The following is a 19,645-nucleotide window of genomic DNA, read 5'->3' on the forward strand; positions in this document are numbered from 1 at the left end:
CTCATCTCGAGCCGGCCGAAGGCTTGGAGGAGGGTGCGAGAAGCCGTCCGCCGCCTACCAGTTGTAGCTCAGGCGTCCCGTGCCGGCGTAGGTCTGCGCTTCGCTGGCGAGCTTGCCATCGAGCGAAGCACCGAACGAGAAGCCGCCCGCGAGCTGGACGTCGGCGCCGAGGGTGACGAGCAGCGAATCCGCGACCGGCGTCGCGCCCACAACGGTGAAGCCGACGCCCGGCAGCGACAGGAAGTTGGTCGCCACCGTATCGTTCGACCAGTTGTCATGCGCCCATGCGAGCCGCCCGCGCAGCGTCAGCAGCGAATCCTGGTCGATCAAAAAAGTCCTGCCGATGCGGGCACCGAGCTCGGTATAGGTCGTCGTCGTGGTCTGCGCGTCATAATCGAGCGCGAAGAGCGAGGCAGGGTTCGCCGCGGTCTCGCTGTAGGACGGCGCGTAGAAGGCCTGCACCTGCAAGGCCGCATAGGGCGTCAGCCAGCCATCTCCCGGCAGGCCCTTGATGGCCGGCATCGCGAAGCGATATCCGGTCTCGATCTGACCGGCCACGTCATAGGCGTCGAAATCGGCGGTGAACCGATCGCCGCCAATGCTGAGCGAGCGCTCCGTCGAAACCGAGTTCCACGATGTCGCGAGCGCCGCCGCGACATAGGCTGCGTTGAAATCGGTCCGGCCATAGATCGAGACCTGCGCGATGTCGCTGCTGCCACTGCCATAATTGTCGGCGAGGTCGAAATTCGTGCCGCCAGCGCCGAGCGCGAAGCCGACTAGGCTGTTCGGCGTCACCTGATAGTCCAGACCGCCGACAATGCCCACGGTGGAAACCGAGCGGTCATGGGTGCCGATCGTATAGTCGCCATTGGTCTCGCTGGTGTCGCCATAGGCGGCGGCCCAGATGCTGAGCGGGCGCAGCACCGGCATCGTCTTCGTCGAGCCATTGTCGACCGCCGACATGGTTGAGGCGACCTGGGCCGGGCGCGGATCATCCGCGCCATAGCCGAGCGCCTTGACAGTCATGCCGCCCGGCCGATTGGTGTTGGCGGGGAGGGGAGCGTTGCTCGGGGGCGTGTTGAAGAGCTGGTCGTCGTTCAGCCGGTTGAAGACGCCGAGCAGAAAGCCGTTCATCGCCTGGTTGCCGGCCGGCGCGACTGCTGTCGAGATCTCACCGGAAAGCTCGGAGAATTCGGTCTTCAGTGCCTCCGCCGGCAGCAGATTGAAGAGGAGCGGCGTGGCGCCGCCGGCCGCGATATAGGTATCGAGGCCCTGTGCGACAGCGAGGGCGTTGGTCGGCACGGGCGTCGGCGTAGGCGTTGTGCTTCCGCCGCCTGTCGTGGGCGTGGTGGTTCCGCCCCCGGTGGTCGGCGTGCCGTTATCGCCGCCTGTCGTGGGTGGCGTGGTGGTGCCGCCATCGGTCGGCGGCGCCGTCAGTACGGTGCCGAAGGGCGTTGTCTGCGCGGTGCAGACCGAGATCGTGTTGCTGTCCAGCGTGACCGCGCCGTTCCGCGCCAGCGCGGCACCGCAATTGATGCTGGCATTGGTATTGAGCGTGATGCTCGTCAGCGCCAGGATTTCGCCGGCGAAGGCGGTATCGGTGCCGAGCGTCGCCGAGCTTCCCGAGACGAAATAGACATTGCCGCCCTGCGCGCCGTTGACGAGAGCGACCGCGGCACCGCTGCTGGTGATCAGCGTCGAGCCGATATTGACGATGAAGACGGCGTTCGGATTGCCCTTGGCGTCGAGCGTCAGCGTTCCCGTCAATTGCGCCGACGTATTGAACGAATAGACGCCCGGGCCGAGCACGAGGCCGGCCAGGTCCTTGCCGGTCAGGTCGATCGTGGTTGGGCGGCCCTGCAGGTCGTTATAGGCAGCCACGAGATCGATCTGCGCCTGCACCGCGACGCCGTCATTGGCGTGGATGACATAGGGCGCGGTGACGATGCCCGGCGGAAACCCGACAATGGCCGTTCCCGGGCTCACCCCGATATTACCGTTGATAATGCTCGTGCCTGTATTGGTGACGGTCGATCCGGCCAGGATGGCAAAAGAGCGAAGATCTTCCGCGCTGGCGCTCGAACAGGTTCCGATCGTCAGTGCGAATGGGAACGCAATGACTGAAGCAATCTTGGGCGCGCCGGGGAATTTCATTGCCACCTCATAATTATCATCGATCGAGGCTAGCAATAATAAGTTGGACTATCTGAGCAAAATCGCTCATTATATTTTATTCGACCGCTAAAAAATCGGGTATTGGCGCATTTTATGGAGGTATTGTGGTAAAAGAACATATGTTGGATTTCGCGCTTTCTGAGTTCCTCTCTGGAGATTCTGGGGGAGGAAGCGCCGACAAATACGTGATAAACCAACAAGTTTACTCGCAGGGTGATCAGGCCGAAGCGATTTTCTACGTCCAGAGCGGTCGGATCAAGGTTTCTGTGCTGTCCGCCCAGGGGAAGGCGGCCGTGGTCGCGATTCTTGGCGAGGGCGATTTCCTTGGCGAGGCCTGCCTCGGTGCGCAGCTGACGCGCACGGCGACGGTCATCGCCATCACGGAATGCTGCATCACGCGCGTGGAGAAATCGATCTTTGCCCGTGCGTTGCATGACGAGCCTGTCTTCTCCGACCGGTTCGTCGCGCATCTGCTCGGCCGATCGATCCGCATCGAGGAAGATCTGGTCGACCAGCTGTTCAATTCCAGCGAACGGCGCCTGGCGCGGGCGCTGCTGCTGCTCGCCAATTACGGCAGGGACACCCCGCCCGAACCGGTCCTTGCCCGGATCAGCCAGGAGACGCTGGCCGAGATGATCGGCACGACGCGCTCGCGCGTCAGCTTCTTCATGAACAAGTTCCGCCGGCTCGGCTTCATCAGCTATGACGGCACCGTCGAGGTGCATCCTTCGCTGCTGACGGCGGTGCTCTGCAACCAGTCCCGCGTCGACGATATTCCGAATTGAACGGGCGGCGGGTTGCGACGGCCGGGTTTGCCCGGCCGGGCGCGCGGCCATGCGCATCACCCAGGTTGGCGGCGGCGCTTCAGGGCGTCACGATCACGGTGCTGCCGAGCGCCACGCGATCGAACAGATCGAGAATATCGTCATTATACATGCGGATGCAGCCATAGGAGACGAAGCCGCCGATCGATTTGGGCGCATTCGTGCCATGGATCGCATAGCTGCCGCCGGACAGCGTCATGGCCGCCGCGCCCATCGGGTTCTGCGGTGATCCGCTCGGGATCACGTCGGGAATGCCGGGGCGATCGCGCTTGATCTCATCGGGCGGCGCCCAGTTCGGTCGGATATATTTGCCGTCGATCGTCGACGTGCCGGCCCATTGCCGACCGGCGCGCCCGACGCCGACCTTGTAGCGCAGGGCCTGTCCCTTGGTCAGTACGAGATAGAGACGCCGTTCGGCGGTCCGCACGATGATGGTTCCCGGCGCCGCGCTGGCCGCCTGGAAGGCGACGAGATCGGCGGCCTCCGCGCCGCCTGTCGCAAGGCCCGCAAGCCAAGCGAACGCCGCCACGAGGGCGAGGCGCCGCGCGCGGCCCGCGACGATCGACCGGCCCGGGAATGCCCCTGGCATTGCCCGCGCGCTGGCATGTTGCATGGTCCGCCGCCTTTTCTCTGCTCGCTGAAAGCCGATCACGAGCCTCGATCGATAGAGCGCCTGATCGCGCCCCGTTACAAGGGCGGGAAAGAGCCCGTGGCACGTCTTCGGCACGGGCACGCCGGGCCCGCGTGGCGTTTATTCACATCTCTCGCCCCGAAAGCGGGCGCATGCCGCATCTCGCGTTGACGAGCCCCGGTGATTGGCGCTAGAGAAGCGCCTGCCCAGAGGCGTTCAAGAGCAATCCGGTGCCAAAGCGCGGCTTCGACCAAAGCCCGTTGCCGGAATTGTGAGCGTCTCCAAAGGGTTCGGAGAGGTGGCAGAGTGGTCGATTGCACCGCACTCGAAATGCGGCATACTCGCAAGGGTATCGGGAGTTCGAATCTCCCCCTCTCCGCCAATTTAATCGCCCAAGATACGGAAATCGTTAGAGACTTTCGGGTCACTCTATACGTTGTCCTAACGGATATCCTAACCTGATTGCCTCCTAGCGCGGTTGTTTAGCGTTGTTCGCGGTCGCTCTTGCGCGTCGGGTTCCGCGAACCTACCTAATTGAAACCGAGCTTTGGCCGGCCGATGGAAGATCATCAAACCCCGTATTTCAACCGGGGCGATCACATCGGCCGCGTGCAGTGTGATCGCCCGAACTAAGGCGATTTCAAATGCCGGATCGGCCGCTCACCCTTAAGCAATTGACCGAGCCCGCCAGCGAGTACTTCGTTGGATCGCGCTCGTACATTTATACGCAGATCGCAGCAGGCGAACTTCAGGCGAAAAAATTCGGCAGGGCTGTCCGTGTCATGCAGTCCGAACGCGAGAGGTTCATCGCGTCGAGGCCCGCCGCCGACATCAGGCTCGGCGGTCAGCGGTCGAGGTAGCCCCCAGCATGATCGTGAACAGCGAACGGCGCCGGGTCTGGTCCCCCGGCGCCGCGCAGAATTCCAATGACTGTGAACGCTTCGAAGGTGGCGCTCCGCGCCGCCATCGTCAAGGTGTTGTCGATGTCCGGGACGACACCGGCTTCGTCGGCCGGATTGTCAGCGCCGAAACGGGAAGGTCGCTCGCCTTCCTCGTGACCGACGCAGGTCTCCGGCAGGTCGGCCCGATCTATGCGGGCCGTATCGCCGCACGCGCCGCGCTGTTCGAAGGGAGGGCGTCGTGATGGCGAAGCTCTCCACCTTCACTGTCTCCGAACTGCTCGATCGGGATTTCGATCCGGTCAGCTTTGTCGTGCCTCGCTTCATCCCGATCGGCCTGACACTTCTCGCCGGCAAGCCGAAGATCGGCAAGTCCTGGCTCCTGCTGAACATCGCGCGCGCCGTCGCGCAGGGAGGCGTGTTGTTCGGGGAAGTGACGGAGCCCGGTTCGGTTCTAGTCTTGGCTCTGGAAGACAACGAGCGTCGGCTCAAGGCTCGGCTGAAAACGATGCTCGGCTCGTCGCCGCCGCCCGAGACGATGCACATGACAACGAAATGCCCCCGTATCGGCGAAGGGTGCGAGCAGGCGATCACCGAGTGGGTGAAAACAGCCGATCGCCCGCGCCTCGTTATCGTTGATGTGCTCGGCCAAGTCCGGCCCAAGAGCGACAGCAAGCGCGCCTACGATGACGACTATGCCGCCATCGGCCCGCTGAAGAAGATCGCCGACGACGCCGGCATCGCCATCATCGTTTGTCATCATACCCGCAAGGAACAGGCCGCCGATCCGTTCGACGCGATCTCCGGAACGACTGGCCTCGCGGGCGCTTCGGACACGGTCATCATCATGGACCGTGGCCCGACCGGTACGACGCTGTACGGCCGGGGACGCGACCTCGAAGAATTCGAGGTCATGTTGTCCTTCGATCCGCGCGCCGGTTCTTGGCGCTTGGTCGGCGACGCCGCAGAGGCGACGCGCTCGGTCGAGCGCACGGCGATCCTCGCGGCGCTGCGGCAGATCGGGGCGCCCACCGGTCCGAAGGAGGTCGCTGATGCGGCGCGGCTTTCGGCTGGTTCTGTCAAAAAGATGATGCCGAAGATGGTCGCGGCCGGCGATCTCGTGAAGATGGCGCGCGGGACGTACTGGCTCGCCGATCAGCCCGATCCCGGACTGCACTAGTCCGGGTCGCTCACCGCTCTACCCCGGTCACTTCGTTCCCCTCGTTCCCTATTCTCTCCCCCTCCCTCTCTCTGAAGGCATGAGAGTGTGGGGAGAAGGGGAACGAAGTACCCAAGGTGACCGGGGGGTAGAGGGTAGGACGTAGAACGCAGGCGCTCGGCCGCGCTTCAAGGCGCGGCCGGACGCCCCGCCGCGGGGCAGCCCCGCAGAAGATGTCCGAACCACCGACAGCTTCGTCCGGCTTATCTCCGAAAACGTCCGGCGAGCCAGCATAAGCCGTCCAATCGGACAGCGATCTTCTCGCGGAGCCGTCCGCATTACGGAAGGTACCGGCAAGGCGGCGCCGCCAAAGGCGCCGACCCGGACCGACCCCCGCCAAGCCCCCCGCTCGTCTCGCGCCGCGCCGCGACCGCTGGCCCCCGCCGTCCGGTCCAGCCTTGACCATCGCCCGGAGCGGGCACGCCGTCCCCTTCAGAACCCGACCCGTCTAGGATCGCGAAAGGCAGGCTTAAAGGCCTGCCGCTTTCGATGGCTACCCCGCCCTGCCCGAGGCCGCGCCAGTGCTCTCGTGGCGCCGTAGCCCGCCCTACAGCCCTGCCGCAGCCGGTGCCACCCCCCTACCCCCCGTGCGTGGGTCCCGTCACAGGGGGGCGGGTGTGCCGCGCTGCGGATCAGTCCGGGAAAAACCTGAATGTCACGAATTGCGATTTACGCTTTGATTGTATTCATCCAGCGGCGCGGACCGGAAAGTCCGGTCTAGCGAATTGAACGTGAGTATACCGATACGAATGTGCAGGAACGACCGAAGTAGAACCGCAGTCTCCTATTTTGTGGCGCGGGGGTACTGTGTTAATCTGTACTGGCCTCGAATGGTTGACGGGCACGTCTTCACGGTCATTGAGAACGAGGGCGGCGGCTCGCTGCCGCCTTCACACCACATCCCCCGAACTCGATTGGAAGCCGATGGTCTCTTTGTTTGATCGTATCCAGCAGACCTTCTCGCCGGCCGCGAAGAAGCCGGCGTCGGTGGCTGAACTCGCCAAGCTCGCGGAAGCGGCCCGTATCCATGTCGCGGCGTGCGAAGCAGCGGTCAAGGAACTTGAAGGCCGCCGGGCCGAAGCCGTTCTTTCGGGAGAGGAAAGCAGGACGCGGTTCCGCGCTGATCTTGCTGTGGCATCTGGCGATCTGGATGACGCGAAGATCGCAGCGCAGGAGATCGAACGCAGGCTCGCGGAACGTCGCGAGAAGGACGAACAGGCAAAGCGGTTGAAGCAGTTCGAAGCCGCCCAGCGCGCCCGCGACGAAGCTGCCGCCGAGATCACCAAGCGGTATCCGGCAGCGGCGCAGGAAATCGTCTCGCTCATCCGGATCGCTGCGGAAGCCGACGCCCGTGTTGAAGCCGTGAATGCCGAACTGCCGGAAGGCCTGCCGGCTCTCGCCGCAGTCGAGGATGTCGCCCGCCTTGGCGGGCATCGCTCGCCCCGCGCCGTCTCCGATCGCGTCGTGAAATTGTGGTGCCCGGAGGGGTCTACTGAACCTGCACCCGAGGACCAGCAGGCGAGCATCGAAGTCGTTGCCCACGACCCCTCGCGCGGCACGCGGCAGACATCGTGGACAAGCGCCGCGCCGTATGACCCAAGCCGAGGGGGTCGGCCGTTAACCGAGACGCACATCCGGACGCTGAATTTCGTGCGCCGCCGGTTCCGTCGCATCGAGCACATCGAGGGCATCCCCGGCACCGTGCCGGATCGTCTCGCCTCGATCGTGCTGCCGCCGCTGCTCGGCGGCGGCGTGCCGTTCTGGTCAGGCTCCGACTGGTTCGACAGCCCTTCGTCGGTTATCGACCGTCTCGCCAAGCTCGACGCTCAGCGGGACGAGACCGCGCGGCAGAGCGAGCCGCGCCGTGTCGTGAAATTTGAGTTGCTGAAGGACGAACCGGCGGCGGCCGAGAAGAGCGAGGCGGAGTGATCGAACCCGGTGCGATCGTGCGGCGGGAGGCGGCGGCGATTGCGAAGATCGGAGCCGCCTTTGCTTCGCTCGGCATCCCGATCGATGTTGGAGCTGCGATCCGAGCCGGGATTTCGCTGCCGGATTTTGCGTTGCTCGTCGTCGCGGATGCCGTTGCCGCTCTCGAAGGCGAGGAGATCAGCCCCGAGGTCGCCGCTTTCCTCGAAACCGCACACACCGACTAGCTGGCGCGCCGCGCCAAGGCTTCCGCGTCCCGTCCAGCACTGATGAGGAGTTGGGCGCACAGGCCTTCCCAATTCTGGCTGATCCGCATTCCGCCGTAGACCCGCATCTTGATGGCGATCTCTTCGACGTTCTCGGCCTTGGCTTCGGCGAGCAGCGCCAAGGCCGCCGCCTCCTTAGCCGCCGCGCGCTCCAGCGTCACCAGCACATCCCCATCGTCGTCGCCGCTGTCGAGCGCGGCGGCATAGGCCGCCGTCGCCGCGTCTAGTTCCTTCGCGATCTCCCGTACCAGCATCTGGGCCTCCATTCGTGCGATGCTCGAATTCTACACGGGGGCCTGCTCGATCCCGAAGTTGTATCTTCGGCGTCGGCGGTTGTTTCTTCGCTGCCGAGCGTTGGAGATTGCGTCGTTTCGATTGTAGGGCCTGTTTCCGCCGGCTAGGCCGCCCGTAGGCGGCGATCCGCGATTTTCGGCGTGGATATACGCCGGCCGAGACGAATGCCCGCCTACGCCCCGTAAACGACAGTCCGAATGGCAGCGTAACCCCTCGGCGCCGCAGCGCAGCGGCGGAAGAAGGGTTGCCGTGACCCGCGATCACGCGCCCTCGACGGACACGTCCGTCTCTAGTGCTGCTCCACGGAGGGTCGCTCCAACGGAAGCCTTGCCTCTGCACGCCTCGATCCGGGCGACGAATACTTACTATCTGGGGTTTTTGCGCGCTAAGCTTGTGCTACAACGCCTAGGTTACCAAGGGGGAGAGGGCAATGTGGCGTGACAGCGAGAGCGATCACGACTTTCTCAATTTCACAGAGATTGCGGATCAAATCGCAGCATTGGCAACGAATAACTCGTTGTTGCCAATCTCGATAGGCGTGTTCGGAACTTGGGGAACAGGCAAGTCGACTGTCTTGAAACTGGTCGAGGGTCGCTTGGCCCAAATATCGGCCGACAATCCAGAAGCCCCCGTGCCAATAGTGGTGAAATTTGACGCGTGGATGTACCAGGGTTTCGATGACGCGCGCGCAGCTCTTATGGAGGTTGTTGCATCACATTTATTGCAGGTTGCCGAAGAAAAGAAGACGTTAATCGATAAGGCCAAAGAGTTCGCTGGGCGCGTCAATTATTTCCGTGGCCTAGGCATGATAGCCGATTTCGGACTAGGCATTGCTCTTGGAATTCCTCCCGGTCTCCTCACGCGAGCTGGATCGGCGGTCTCATCCATTTTTGCCGGAAGCGTCACTGACGCTCAATACAAAGAGCTGAAAGGTGACGCTGCCGATGTGACAAGAAGTCTCTCGGAACTTGTTAGGCCAGCCGAAAAACGTACACCACCGAAAGAAATAGCTGCCTTTAGGAGCGAATTCGGAGAGCTTCTCGAAGGGCTTAACACGACGCTGATCGTTTTTATCGACAATCTCGATCGATGTCTCCCGGACGTTGCGATAGGAACTTTGGAAGCCATTCGACTTTTTCTCTTCATGCCGCGAACCGCGTTCGTTATCGCAGCCGACGAAGATATGATCCGACATTCAGTTGCGAAGCATTTCAATGATCCGAATGCATCCCACGTTCGGGACTATCTCGACAAGGTCATACAAGTTCCAATGCGCGTCCCGCAAGTCGGCGTACAAGACATTCGTGCATATATGTACTCTCTATTCGTCAGCCTCACTGCCCCCGATAATATAGTTGCAGTCAAGGAGCGCCTGCTCGGCGCGTTACAAAGCGGATGGAGAGGTGACAATTTCAACAAGGAGGAGATTGCTAAGCTTGCCGGTGAACCACAGGGTTTGCTCGACAACTTGGGAATAGCCGACAGGCTGGCTCCATTGCTGGCCTCTGCTCCAAAGATACAGGGCAACCCGCGCATCGTGAAGCGGCTGCTGAACGCCGTATCCCTGCGGCAGACGCTGGCCGCAAATCGCAAGATGAACATCGACTTAGCGACGCTGGCCAAACTCGCAATCTTTGAGCGCTGCACAGACGGTCCTGCGACGTTGGCGCTCTTCCATCTCATCATGGACAGCAAGGATGCGGAGAAACTGCTGCTGCCGCAGGCAAGGGTCAGGGGAAAAGCGCCCGAGGTCAAAGGCAAGGCTATTGATCTACCGACCGATTGGGCACCATACGCGGACTTCATAGAACAATGGCGAGAGCTACCACCACTGTTCGACAGCGCCGAGAAGCTTCGTCCGGCGGTCTTTTTGAGCCGCGACGTGATGGCGCCAGCATTGGGACGTTCGGACCTGAGCCATGCCGCGCGAGAAGCGATCGCTGCCCTATTGAAGGTCGACAACGTCAATTCGCCGGTCGGCAAGGAAATCATAAAGAGCCTCAACGCTACCGATCGACGCGCAGTTATGTCTGGCCTGATCGATGGAATGCGTGACGCGGATTGGTCAGCAGCCGTGCCGGGCATCCATGGCGCTGCTTTGATCGCCGAGAATTCGCCGGAGGCGAAATCAGAACTGAAGGCATTCGTCGGAGGCTTGCAGACCGATGAGATGAACAAGGGCGTTCTCTACCTGCTTCGAAAGATTGGACTGATCGGGGGCGCATGATGGGAACCTCTCGTCCGAAACCAGACGCGCCGCCCGCCTCACCATTGATCCCGCCGTGGGCAGATCAGGACCCGGCTCCTCCGACACCATTGCCCGATCCTCTCCCCGAAGACCCCCTACCTGAAGAGGAGGCAGACGCCGGACTGCCTGCGGATGAAGTCGTGGACGATGACGACGATGCAGGAGAGATCGCCGAACCACAGCGCTATCGAGGTTTCCGGATCGCCCTCAGTCGCTTTGCAAATTCGGGCGAGATCAGCGACGCGCGAACGGCTCTGAGCCGCTGGGTCAATAAATCAATGGGCGGGGGCGCAGCGGGTACCCGGCGTGTGGAACGGGCTGCACGAACCGGCGGTGCAGCCCTTGCTGGGGTCGCTAGGGCGGGCGCCGGACAACCCCCAGAAGGCGGCGCCCTCGACATCCGTACGCTGGCTGGTCAGCCCGTCGAAGCTGCGATCGGCGCTATCCTAGATGCCTTCATGCCACCCGGCATCTTGGACGAGGTCGCTGCCAGGCTGGCGATGGAAGAGGCGCTAGCGCAGGCACTTGGGACGGCCGACATATTCGACCCGGCCGCTCTGGATGCCAACGCGGTGCAGGTCGCGACCTTGGCGTTTGTCGCCGAGTTGGTTTTCGTACAAGTCGCCGGTGATGCAGGGCGTTCTTTAGCCTCAGTGGGGCCGGTCGCCGCGGCGAAGCGCGAAGCGGAAATCCGCTCGCTGGTGAGGGAGGTAGTGAGCTTGGTCGGAGCGCCGATACTAGCCGCTGCCGGGGCGGTGCTCAACGGACAGCGGATGTCGACGCTGATCTCCCGGTCAGTGCGAGAGGCACTTGAGGAAATCGCCAGATGGGAAGATCGCTAAATGTTAACACGGACGCCGATCCGAGTTTTGGCCACGTCGAGCCCCGAACGTGCGACGGCAGCGCTTGCACGCGGCGACGTAGGCATCGCCCTATACCATAGCGGCCGGCCCCAATTGGCCGGTCTGGGGGCCAACCTACGAACCGCCGCCATGCATCTCCCGCGCCCGCCATCGGCAATAGCATGGGACTTCCTGACGATCGCCCTCGCCGTATATGCCGCCGACCGCTTCGTTGTCAGGCGAGAGGCGCCCGACGCCTGGACGAGGATGATCCTGCTTGAAGTCGAGCTGTCGGACCCCGAGCCGTGGATCGCCCAAGCGGACGCATTGGCGGAGGCTCTTCGTTTTCTGTCCAGCGACATCTGGTATCTGAGGTTTCGTACCGGCGGCAGTCTCCCTCCAACCTTTCAAGCTCGGCCCTCAGATCGCGACTGCGCTTGCCTCTTTTCAGGCGGTCTGGATAGCCTAATCGGTGCAATCGATCTCCGCGCAGAAGGCCGTCGGCCGCTTTTGGTCAGCCAAGCGTCGCCGAAAGAGGGATCGGTTCAGGACATCCTGGCCGGTGAGATCGGAATGCTTGAACATCATTTCGCGGGAAGAGCCGCTGAGAAGTGGCGCCCGCCCTATGAGCCATCGTCGCGGGCACGGTCGATGCTGTTCTTCGGGTATGGGGCGGTCGCGGCATCATCCATCGGCTCGATCGATGCCCCAGCCGACCTCGTTGTTCCGGAAAACGGCCTGATATCGATCAACGCACCGCTGACACATCGGCATATCGGAAGCCTAAGCACGCGAACAACACACCCCCATTTCGTGAGTTCGCTTCAAGCAGTATTTGATGGCGTCGGCCTCGGCGTCCGCCTAGACAACCCATATGGGTTCAAAACCAAAGGCGAGATGCTTGCTCAATGCCGAGACCGCGTCATTGAACGACTTGCCGCGACCTCCTATTCCTGCGGTAAGGGCAAGAGGCTGAACAAGCAATGCGGTCGATGCGTGCCATGTCTGATCCGACGGGCATCGTTTGACGCGGCACGGGTCGCTGACGGAACAAACTACTGGGCCGACGATCTGTCGCAGCACGCGGCGAACGAAGACGTGGCTTCGGCGCGCTTCGCTGCTGCAACTCTGGCTGAGCGAGATATCGACCGATGGGTGTCGCAGGCTGGTCCACTGCCTAGCGATCCCACCCTGCGATCACGATATGTCGATGTGGTCCGTCGCGGGACCGAGGAGCTTCGAAGCTTCTTTGCTGGTATAGCGTGGCCATGATCGATCTTCACTGCCACCTTGATCTGTACCCCGACCCGACGGCATTGGTCGCTGAGTGCGTCGAGCGACGCGTCTACGTTCTGTCCGTGACCACGGTGCCCAGTGCTTTCACTGGCACCGCGGCACTCGCTGCGTCGGACAGTAGGATCAGAACCGCACTTGGCCTCCACCCAGAAATCGCCGCGTCGCGATCACGTGAGCTGCCGCTTTTCGAACGGCTTCTTCCGCTAACCCGATACGTGGGCGAAGTCGGACTTGATGGTTCGAGGGACCACAAGGCGACCTTTGATGCGCAACGGAGCATCTTCGCAGACATCCTTCGGATGTGCGCGCGTGCCGGCGGCAAGGTTCTGTCGATCCACAGTCGCGGCGCGACCGGCGCCGTGTTGGATGCCCTCTCTGCCGAGCCTACCGCTGGCTGCAGTGTTCTGCATTGGTATGTTGGCACCGGAAAGCAGGTGGCTAGAGCGTCCGAAATGGACTGCTGGTTCTCGGTCGGGCCTTCTATGCTCGCAAGCGAACGTGGCCGTTCCGCGGTAGCTGCCATGCCTCGCGATCGCGTACTCCCCGAAACGGATGGGCCATTCTGCTCGTTCGAAGGTCAACCAGCTCGGCCTTGGGACGCCTGGAGCATTGTGCCGATGCTTGCATCCATCTGGGGTGAGGATGATCAGAGCGTCGCTAGCCGAATGCGCACCAACCTAAAGGCGCTGTCCGATATCGCCCAAGCGCTGCCACCTGCTGGCGCTAGGAGGCCGACCTGATCGGTCGAACGTTGTCGCCGCCCTTTGCGGACTTGCCTTCCAAGTAGCCCGCCCAGGCGGTCATCAGCTTCCGGCGTTTCTCCAGCGCATCGCCGCGCCGATAGGCGGCTTCCACTTTGTCGCCAACGGTATGCGCGAGCGCCGCCTCGGCGACCTCGCGCGGGAAGGCGGTCGCCTCGCCGCACCAGTCTCGGAAGCTGGATCGGAAGCCGTGCACGGTCGGCTCCGGCTCGATCTTCAACCGCCGCACCACCATCGTCATCGACATGTTCGACAACACCTTCCCCGTCCGGCCGCTCGGGAACACCAAGGCGGTCGGGTTCGGCTTTCCGCTTTCCGGCAGAAGCTCCTTCAGGATGGCCACGGCGCGATCGGGAAGCGGGACGCGATGCTCGCGGCCCGCCTTCATTCTATCGCCGGGCACGGTCCAGACCTTCTCGTCGAGGTCGATCTCTCCCCATGCCGCACCCAGCGTTTCGCCGGTCCTCGCGGCGGTCAGGACCGTGAACTCCAGCGCCCGCGCCGAAGTGCCCGGAACCGCGCGAAGCCGCTCCATGAAGCCGGGAAGCTCGGCGAAGGGCATGGCAGCGTGGTGCCCGCGCGTCGCCTTCTTCTCCTTCGGCAGGAGAACATCGAGGTGCCCCTTCCAGCGCGCCGGGTTCGCATCGTGCCGGAGCCCCTTAGCCGTGGCGGCGTCGAGAACCTTCTCGATCCGGCCACGCAGCCGGCTCGCGGTCTCCCGCTTCTCGATCCAGATCGGCTTCAAGACGCGCAGCACGTCCTCGGTGGTGACGGCATTTACGGCAAGGTCGCGGATCGGCGCCGCGTATTCCTTCAACGTCATTTCCCACTGAGCAATATGCTTCTCGTTCCGGAACCCCGCCTTGAGGCTATCGAGCACCTCCGTGGCCATCTCGCCGAAGGTCGGGATTGCCTTGAGCTTGTTCCGCTCGGCATTGCGCTCGGCGATCGGATCGCGACCTTCAAAAACGTCGTTTCGGAATTTCGCTGCAATCTCTCTCGCCTTCGAAAGGGAAACGGTATTGACGCTCCCGAGACCGGCCTCGCGCTGCTTGCCGCCGGCACGGGTCAGGAACACCCACTGCTTCGAACCGCCCTCGGCGACCCGGAGATACAGGCCGCCGCCATCACTGTAGCGGCCGGGGGTCTTGACCGACTTCACGGTCAGGGATGAGAGGCGATGGAGCGTCCGGGCCATTTGTCCTAACCATTCTTGTCCTAGAACTTGTCCTAACCGATACGGTGGATTGGAGCGGACGGTCAAGGACGGCCGAACACAAGCGATCCAGAAAGAACCGTTGCGTCAGTAGGTTGCTAGCGGCGATCAGGCACGTCAGCGCACACCGGAAAACAGGCAGTTCAGCGGACCCCCTCTCCGCCATCAACTAACCCATTGATTTAGTTATTATTTTTATCTTTTGACGCCGCGATTTCGCTGGTCATTTCCGCGGCTTGCGGCTGCCTCATCGCTGTCGTGGTTTCAGGAGACGTTTTTCCGGCCGAATCCGGGCCACTTTCTCTCCCGCGTCTCCCTGCCGCCTTTCGGCAGTACCGAAGCTCGGTCGGACCGGGACTCGGCGTTTCGTAGCCTGCGTGCCGGCCGGTGGTCATGAGTGGCGAAGAAGAGACAACTTCTACGACGACCGTGGAACCGATAGCTCGTCGGTTTCTGATCGCAGTCGGCAGCGTCGCTGGATTCGCGTGAGCAGCAGGCAAGCTGCGACGCCCGCGGTAGGCCAAGGCGGGAGGCGATGCATCGATTTGCCTGGAAGCGATGGCCTGACCGGCTGGCGGCAAGGATGTCCAATGCGATGCAGTCGGGGTCGGTGTTCGTGTCGCTAAGCAGTCCGGGAGACCGCTACTCGAACCCGAGCGCCTGACGCTGTCCCGACCAGTCGATCGAAAGCCGCGTATCGGCCATGATCTTGTTGGCCGTGAGTTCGACGGGCTGTCGGCCATCGAGGATGGCGGTGACGATATCAGGCGCCACGAAGGCCAGTCGCAGCAAGCGGGTCAAATAGGACGCGGTTAGCCGCTCCTGCTCCGCCAATTGGGTGATGGTTCGATCGGGATCGGCAACGAGACGATCCCGCATCTGATGCGCACGAGCGACAAGGCGAACGAGACTGTGATCAGGCCGGGCTCCTGTTTCTTTGCCCGGCACTACGAGACGCAGTTCGAAGCCAGATCGCCTGAAGGCGACGTGGACCGTCAGCAAGATGATGTCGCGCGCGCCGCGCTCGCTGGAGTGAGGGGCCAAAGCGGGCTCGTCTGGGTGGCTCGTTCCGATAACGCCATCGTCGCGCACTGGGTGATCTTCGTCCAAGGCTCCAACGCGACTGGGCTGATCGTCATCGCGCACGCGCTGCAGCAATCCGGTCCGATCGATCCGGATCTCAACCCGATCCCGATGCACGTCGACCCGTTGCAAGGCGGCGAGCAGAAAGCCGCGCTGCGCGACTGCATCGGCCGCTACGAGGGCCGAAGCGTTCCGCTGCGCTGCCTCCAGCAGTGCGCTCTGTCCGACTGCATCGAGATTAGAGTCCGGATGGAGGTTGGGATCGAGATCGGACGCGGAGATCGCGAGGACCTCAGCGGGTGTGGCCAGGAGTTGAACCATCCGATCAAGCACGAGCCGCTCAATGTCGCCAGCGGGCAGGCGCAAGCTGTTCCGGTCTTTGGCGATCGGCGCGGCTGTACCGTTGAAGTCCGCATCCTTGTGTCGACGGGTGCTTATCTGCCGCGGCGTGATCAGCGTCTTCGAGACATAGTAGCGATAGCGCACACCCTTCTTGCTGGCGTGGGTCGGCGTCATCCGGTTGCCATCGGCGTCGAACAGCAGGCCAGCGAGCAGCGACGGTTCGTCGGCATTGACGCCGCGCTCGCGGTCGACCCGATTGGTCGCCAGGATCTGCTGAACGTCATTGAACAGAGCTTCGTCGACGATGGCATCGTGCTGACCCGGATGCGAGACATCCTTGTGGACGATCTCGCCGCGATAGAGCCGGTTCGACAGCATGACGTAGACGAAGCCGGCGGTGATCGCGACATAGGTGATGTCGGTCACCCAGAGCGGGTTCGGCCCGCCCGGGACCATATCCCGCGCCAGGTTCGGGAAGATCGGCAACTCGTGATCGCCATCGGTGGTGGCGATGTAGCGCCGACGCCGTCGAGGCTGGAGGCTGTGCTCGCGCATCAGTCGCCTGATCTTCTTATGATTGACAATCAGGCCGAGATGCCGCAGCGCTGCCTGCATCCGGCGAGAGCCATAGGCTTCGAAGCTCTCGCAGATGGTGACCATCGTCTCGACGAGTGCGGTGTCGTCGAGGCTGACGGCCGGCTTATCGCAATAGGTCGAGCGCGCGATCCCCATCAGCCGGCATCCTTCTGCGACAGAGATGCCACGGGGCCGGTGACGACGGATGTAGTCGCGCTTCCAGGCCGCGGTCCGTGCTTCAGAGCCCGGTTTAGAAACTCGATCTCCAGGGCCTGCCTGCCGACGAGCCACTCCAGCGCGGCGATGCGCGCCTCGTAGGCTTCGATCGTGTCGGCGCGGCGGCTTCGTCGTCGAAGTCGCCGCCCTCGAACTTTAGATGCGGATCAGGTTGCGCGACAGGTCGTGTCGACGAGCAAGGCCGTGGAGCGTCTCGCCAGCCAGGTAATCCTGCGCCACCTGGCGCTTGAACTCGATGCTGTGGGTGCGGTGTCGGGCCATGGGGTTTCATCCTTCGAAAGCCCGACTCCCCGGTCAATTCCCCGTCGTCACACTGTCCGCCTCTCGGGGCGCACTCCAGCTAATATTCCACAATCGACCGTCGCTTCCGCCATTCCGAAGGTGTGATACCGCTCCACCGCCTAAAGGCGCGGATGAAGGATCGCAGTTCGGCATAGCCCAGGATACCGGCGATCTGCGGTAGTTTTTGAGACGTCCTTTCGAGCAATTCGCAGGCAGCCTCAAAACGCGTCTTGTCCAACAGTTCCTGGTGGCTCACTCCGTGCTCGGCCAGGCGTCGGTGAAATGTGCGGACGTGCATGTCGAACAGTCTGGCCAGACGGTCTGCCCTCGCGTGATCGAATGTCATGGCCGTTCTCATGACCGCTTGCACTTGGTCCGGGAAGGAACGCGCATGAACCCGTTCTTGCTCAGCAACCTTGTCGAGGATCAGACGGGTCAGTGCCGGTTCGGTCGGCGGCAGTGGTCGGGACAGCCAGGTGACCGAAAACACAAGGCCGTAACTTTCAGCATCGAATTCGAGATGCACTCCTAAAATCTTCTTGTACGGCTCCAAGGCCTTGGGCCGACCATGTGCAAATCGAGCCTCTATCGCCTTGAAATCATTTCCGCAGAGATCTCTCATAACGTTGAGGATCGCTGCCACCGCGCCATCGCCCGTTTGATCGACCGCAGGAATTCGCGGTTCGGTAATTCTGTAGGACAGGGTCGCTGCCCCGCCGTCAACATGGAGGTGCAAGGCGACCCCGTCAGCATGAAGGAAGAAGTGCCGGCATAGATTTCGAAGCGCGCTTCCGACATCTGGAGAGTGCTTTGCCAGGAGCCCCACAAGACCAAGTGATTCAAGTCGGCTCCGGCTGCCGACCAGAAGGCCGAAATACGGACAGCCTGTAATCTTCGCGCATCGCTCGAGAAGTCGACCGCGTGCCGATAGCGAGATCTGATGATCCGGGCTTCCGAACAGCGTCGGGCTAAACTCAGGGGGCAGAGCCTTCTCCGTGGGCTCGGCGCCGAGCTCCCGCAGCACGTCGGGAATTCCAAGGGTGGCTCCGATCCGCAGGATCGCCTGATCGCTTGTCTTCCGAACTCTTTGCACGACCGTCTCTATATATTGTATTGTCCCAATCTGTCCACCTGATGTCCAGATCGGACCTGTTCGGAAGCCTCTTGCCGGTTACAGAATTCCCACAGGACGGGCTTCGGGCGAAAATCAGCTGAGCTCAGGACGTGTTCCACCGTGAACGATGATGACCTTGTCGGTCGGCATTCCATCTGGAGGAGAATCGATGACCACCCAACGCGTTTCAACAACGGTTCCACTCGATTGGAAGCAGGTCTGGTTCACGAACTGCCCCATGGTGTCAGCCAACAATGTTGATCAGGAACTTGGCTGGTGTCGGGAGGAATATAAGAAGATCGGCGTCGAATACGCCTATTTCCGCCACGCGCCGGAAAACAACTGGTACCCTCACTACATTCACAATCTGGACAATTTGATCCGTTTTGGCGGACTTTATCCACCGATCCAAGTTAATTCAGACATCCGCCGGACCGTTCTACTTGGAGCGACCTGGGTTTATGAGGGCGGGGTGATGCAGGTTCGCGCCCGTGACAAGATCTTCCGGGTCCAGGATCTGAAGGGCAAGAAGGTCGGGCTCACGAAGAGCCTGAACACGATCAAGAACGACTGGTGGCGAATTCAGGAGCACATGGGCATCCTGAACATATTGAAGCTGCACGACATGACCATCGACGACGTTGAGATCGTCGAGTTCCCATACGCAGACGACTGGTACGACAAGCCCGAGATGCTCGTGCCGCCGATGAACAATCCGTCCGAACTCTGGATGCGGCGCGACCACAAGCGCGACTATGCCTTCCGGCCATTGGAGAAGGCCCTGCTCGCGGGGACCGTCGACGCCATCTATAACCAGATGGGCCAGCTGGGGCAGCTCTCGGAAGCGACGGGAGAAATCAAGTCGATCTTCGACCTGTCCAAGCTGCCTGACTGGACCATTCAGGTCGCCAACACGCCAGCCATCATCACCTGCACGGACGTGATGGCCAAGGAGCATCCCGAACTGGTCGTCGCATATATGAGGGCCATGATCAAAGTCGGCCGCTGGGCCAACAGAAACAAGCCGGCGGCAGCCGAGATCCTCAACCGGCAGACCTTCTACCTGGATGCCGAGCACACCTATGAAGGGATCAAGCACGTCGACATGGTGCCGAGCCTGAGCGCACAGAACCTTGAATGCATCCGGATCGGCAAGGACTTCATGCTGGAGCATGGCTACATCAAGAACGACTTCGACGTCGCCGAATGGGCCGCGCCCGAGTTCCTCGAGAAGGCTGCAATCGAAGTTCTCGAGGAGGAGTGGGAGCGGCGGAGTTGGAGCAAGCTGCCCGCTGGCGGCGGTCTCGACGTGGAGGGAACGCGCCTCGGCTAGCTACATCAAACCGGGGACGCCATCAGCCTGGTTCATGCCGATTGGCGTCGCCCGGCCGTGGGACGATGGGGATGGGAAAGC

18 protein-coding genes and 1 tRNA gene are annotated in these 19,645 nt (G+C 62.2%); 11 read left to right on the forward strand and 8 right to left on the reverse strand.

Going from position 1 to position 19,645, the window contains the following annotated elements:
- Positions 1-54 precede the first annotated feature (54 nt).
- The gene (locus QO014_RS15760) at positions 55-2,154 is read right to left on the reverse strand and encodes an ice-binding family protein (protein ID WP_266349673.1); all 2,100 of its coding nucleotides are present in this window, start codon (positions 2,152-2,154) and stop codon (positions 55-57) included.
- Between the two features lie 140 nt (positions 2,155-2,294).
- Between QO014_RS15760 and QO014_RS15765 the strand changes: the two genes are divergently transcribed.
- Positions 2,295-2,960 (forward strand): Crp/Fnr family transcriptional regulator, encoded by a 666-nt coding sequence (locus QO014_RS15765; protein WP_266349674.1) that lies wholly within the window; start codon positions 2,295-2,297, stop codon positions 2,958-2,960.
- A gap of 79 nt (positions 2,961-3,039) precedes the next feature.
- Here the strand turns inward: QO014_RS15765 and QO014_RS15770 are convergent, their stop codons facing one another.
- Entirely contained in the window at positions 3,040-3,588 is a 549-nt protein-coding gene (locus QO014_RS15770; RefSeq protein ID WP_266349675.1) for a L,D-transpeptidase, read from the reverse strand.
- Positions 3,589-3,922: 334 nt separating this feature from the next.
- Between QO014_RS15770 and QO014_RS15775 the strand changes: the two genes are divergently transcribed.
- The 3 genes from QO014_RS15775 to QO014_RS15785 all read left to right on the forward strand — a co-directional run bounded on the left by QO014_RS15775 (position 3,923) and on the right by QO014_RS15785 (position 5,709).
- Positions 3,923-4,012: transfer RNA gene (locus QO014_RS15775), tRNA-Ser, on the forward strand.
- A gap of 486 nt (positions 4,013-4,498) precedes the next feature.
- Positions 4,499-4,774, forward strand: coding sequence for a hypothetical protein (locus tag QO014_RS15780; protein ID WP_266349676.1), 276 nt, complete (start codon positions 4,499-4,501; stop codon positions 4,772-4,774).
- On the forward strand, positions 4,774-5,709 hold the full coding sequence (locus QO014_RS15785) for an AAA family ATPase (RefSeq protein ID WP_266349677.1): 936 nt from the start codon (positions 4,774-4,776) through the stop codon (positions 5,707-5,709). Before QO014_RS15780 ends, QO014_RS15785 begins: the two co-directional genes overlap by 1 nt.
- Before the next feature lie 894 nt (positions 5,710-6,603).
- Here QO014_RS15785 and QO014_RS15790 read toward each other — a convergent pair.
- Positions 6,604-7,182, reverse strand: coding sequence for a hypothetical protein (locus QO014_RS15790; protein WP_266349678.1), 579 nt, complete (start codon positions 7,180-7,182; stop codon positions 6,604-6,606).
- A 216-nt stretch (positions 7,183-7,398) separates the two neighbouring features.
- Here QO014_RS15790 and QO014_RS15795 point away from each other — a divergent pair, with 216 nt between their 5' ends.
- Positions 7,399-7,677 carry a hypothetical protein gene (locus tag QO014_RS15795; protein WP_266349679.1) on the forward strand — a complete coding sequence of 93 codons (279 nt, stop codon included), beginning with the start codon at positions 7,399-7,401 and terminating at the stop codon, positions 7,675-7,677.
- The gene (locus tag QO014_RS15800; protein WP_266349680.1) at positions 7,674-7,901 is read left to right on the forward strand and encodes a hypothetical protein; all 228 of its coding nucleotides are present in this window, start codon (positions 7,674-7,676) and stop codon (positions 7,899-7,901) included. Before QO014_RS15795 ends, QO014_RS15800 begins: the two co-directional genes overlap by 4 nt.
- Here the strand turns inward: QO014_RS15800 and QO014_RS15805 are convergent.
- On the reverse strand, positions 7,898-8,194 hold the full coding sequence (locus QO014_RS15805; RefSeq protein WP_266349681.1) for a hypothetical protein: 297 nt from the start codon (positions 8,192-8,194) through the stop codon (positions 7,898-7,900). The two genes, QO014_RS15800 and QO014_RS15805, sit on opposite strands and share 4 nt — an antisense overlap.
- A gap of 470 nt (positions 8,195-8,664) precedes the next feature.
- On the opposite strand from QO014_RS15805, the gene QO014_RS15810 reads away from it, so the two are divergent.
- From QO014_RS15810 to qatD, 4 genes are all read left to right on the forward strand, one after another.
- On the forward strand, positions 8,665-10,461 hold the full coding sequence (locus QO014_RS15810) for a KAP family P-loop NTPase fold protein (RefSeq protein WP_266349682.1): 1,797 nt from the start codon (positions 8,665-8,667) through the stop codon (positions 10,459-10,461).
- Positions 10,462-10,622: 161 nt separating this feature from the next.
- A complete protein-coding gene (locus QO014_RS15815; RefSeq protein ID WP_266349683.1) occupies positions 10,623-11,324 on the forward strand; it encodes a Qat anti-phage system associated protein QatB in 702 nt (233 codons plus the stop codon).
- Positions 11,325-11,474: 150 nt separating this feature from the next.
- On the forward strand, positions 11,475-12,596 hold the full coding sequence (qatC, locus tag QO014_RS15820) for a Qat anti-phage system QueC-like protein QatC (protein ID WP_266349684.1): 1,122 nt from the start codon (positions 11,475-11,477) through the stop codon (positions 12,594-12,596).
- Positions 12,593-13,360 carry a Qat anti-phage system TatD family nuclease QatD gene (gene qatD, locus QO014_RS15825; protein WP_266349685.1) on the forward strand — a complete coding sequence of 256 codons (768 nt, stop codon included), beginning with the start codon at positions 12,593-12,595 and terminating at the stop codon, positions 13,358-13,360. Before qatC ends, qatD begins: the two co-directional genes overlap by 4 nt.
- Here the strand turns inward: qatD and QO014_RS15830 are convergent.
- From QO014_RS15830 to QO014_RS15845, 4 genes are all read right to left on the reverse strand, one after another.
- Positions 13,344-14,579, reverse strand: a complete 1,236-nt coding sequence (locus tag QO014_RS15830; protein ID WP_266349686.1) for a tyrosine-type recombinase/integrase — start codon at positions 14,577-14,579, stop codon at positions 13,344-13,346. The genes qatD and QO014_RS15830 overlap by 17 nt on opposite strands.
- Positions 14,580-15,239: 660 nt before the next feature.
- Positions 15,240-16,754, reverse strand: coding sequence for an IS3 family transposase (locus QO014_RS15835; protein ID WP_266349687.1), 1,515 nt, complete (start codon positions 16,752-16,754; stop codon positions 15,240-15,242).
- Positions 16,755-16,970: 216 nt separating this feature from the next.
- The gene (locus QO014_RS15840; protein ID WP_266349688.1) at positions 16,971-17,096 is read right to left on the reverse strand and encodes a hypothetical protein; all 126 of its coding nucleotides are present in this window, start codon (positions 17,094-17,096) and stop codon (positions 16,971-16,973) included.
- Positions 17,097-17,175: 79 nt separating this feature from the next.
- A complete protein-coding gene (locus tag QO014_RS15845) occupies positions 17,176-18,210 on the reverse strand; it encodes an AraC family transcriptional regulator (RefSeq protein ID WP_266349689.1) in 1,035 nt (344 codons plus the stop codon).
- A 190-nt stretch (positions 18,211-18,400) separates the two neighbouring features.
- On the opposite strand from QO014_RS15845, the gene QO014_RS15850 reads away from it, so the two are divergent.
- Complete coding sequence (locus QO014_RS15850; RefSeq protein ID WP_266349690.1) at positions 18,401-19,564, forward strand: ABC transporter substrate-binding protein; 1,164 nt, start codon at positions 18,401-18,403, stop codon at positions 19,562-19,564.
- Positions 19,565-19,645: the final 81 nt, after the last annotated feature.

The sequence above is a fragment of the Kaistia dalseonensis genome (assembly GCF_030814715.1).
In the GTDB taxonomy this organism is placed as follows: Bacteria; Pseudomonadota; Alphaproteobacteria; order Rhizobiales; family Kaistiaceae; genus Kaistia; species Kaistia dalseonensis.

Coding starts and splice junctions, on each gene's coding strand:
- QO014_RS15810 (WP_266349682.1), top strand. CDS start 8,665: ATGTGGCGTGACAGCGAGAGCGATCACGACTTTCTCAATTTCACAGAG.
- QO014_RS15840 (WP_266349688.1), bottom strand. CDS start 17,096: ATGGCCCGACACCGCACCCACAGCATCGAGTTCAAGCGCCAGGTGGCG.
- QO014_RS15760 (WP_266349673.1), bottom strand. CDS start 2,154: ATGAAATTCCCCGGCGCGCCCAAGATTGCTTCAGTCATTGCGTTCCCA.
- QO014_RS15765 (WP_266349674.1), top strand. CDS start 2,295: ATGTTGGATTTCGCGCTTTCTGAGTTCCTCTCTGGAGATTCTGGGGGA.
- QO014_RS15835 (WP_266349687.1), bottom strand. CDS start 16,754: ATGGGGATCGCGCGCTCGACCTATTGCGATAAGCCGGCCGTCAGCCTC.
- QO014_RS15830 (WP_266349686.1), bottom strand. CDS start 14,579: ATGGCCCGGACGCTCCATCGCCTCTCATCCCTGACCGTGAAGTCGGTC.
- QO014_RS15805 (WP_266349681.1), bottom strand. CDS start 8,194: ATGCTGGTACGGGAGATCGCGAAGGAACTAGACGCGGCGACGGCGGCC.
- qatD (WP_266349685.1), top strand. CDS start 12,593: ATGATCGATCTTCACTGCCACCTTGATCTGTACCCCGACCCGACGGCA.
- QO014_RS15770 (WP_266349675.1), bottom strand. CDS start 3,588: ATGCCAGGGGCATTCCCGGGCCGGTCGATCGTCGCGGGCCGCGCGCGG.
- qatC (WP_266349684.1), top strand. CDS start 11,475: ATGCATCTCCCGCGCCCGCCATCGGCAATAGCATGGGACTTCCTGACG.
- QO014_RS15785 (WP_266349677.1), top strand. CDS start 4,774: ATGGCGAAGCTCTCCACCTTCACTGTCTCCGAACTGCTCGATCGGGAT.
- QO014_RS15790 (WP_266349678.1), bottom strand. CDS start 7,182: ATGCCCGCCAAGGCGGGCGACATCCTCGACTGCGGCGAGAGCCGGCAG.
- QO014_RS15780 (WP_266349676.1), top strand. CDS start 4,499: ATGATCGTGAACAGCGAACGGCGCCGGGTCTGGTCCCCCGGCGCCGCG.
- QO014_RS15850 (WP_266349690.1), top strand. CDS start 18,401: ATGACCACCCAACGCGTTTCAACAACGGTTCCACTCGATTGGAAGCAG.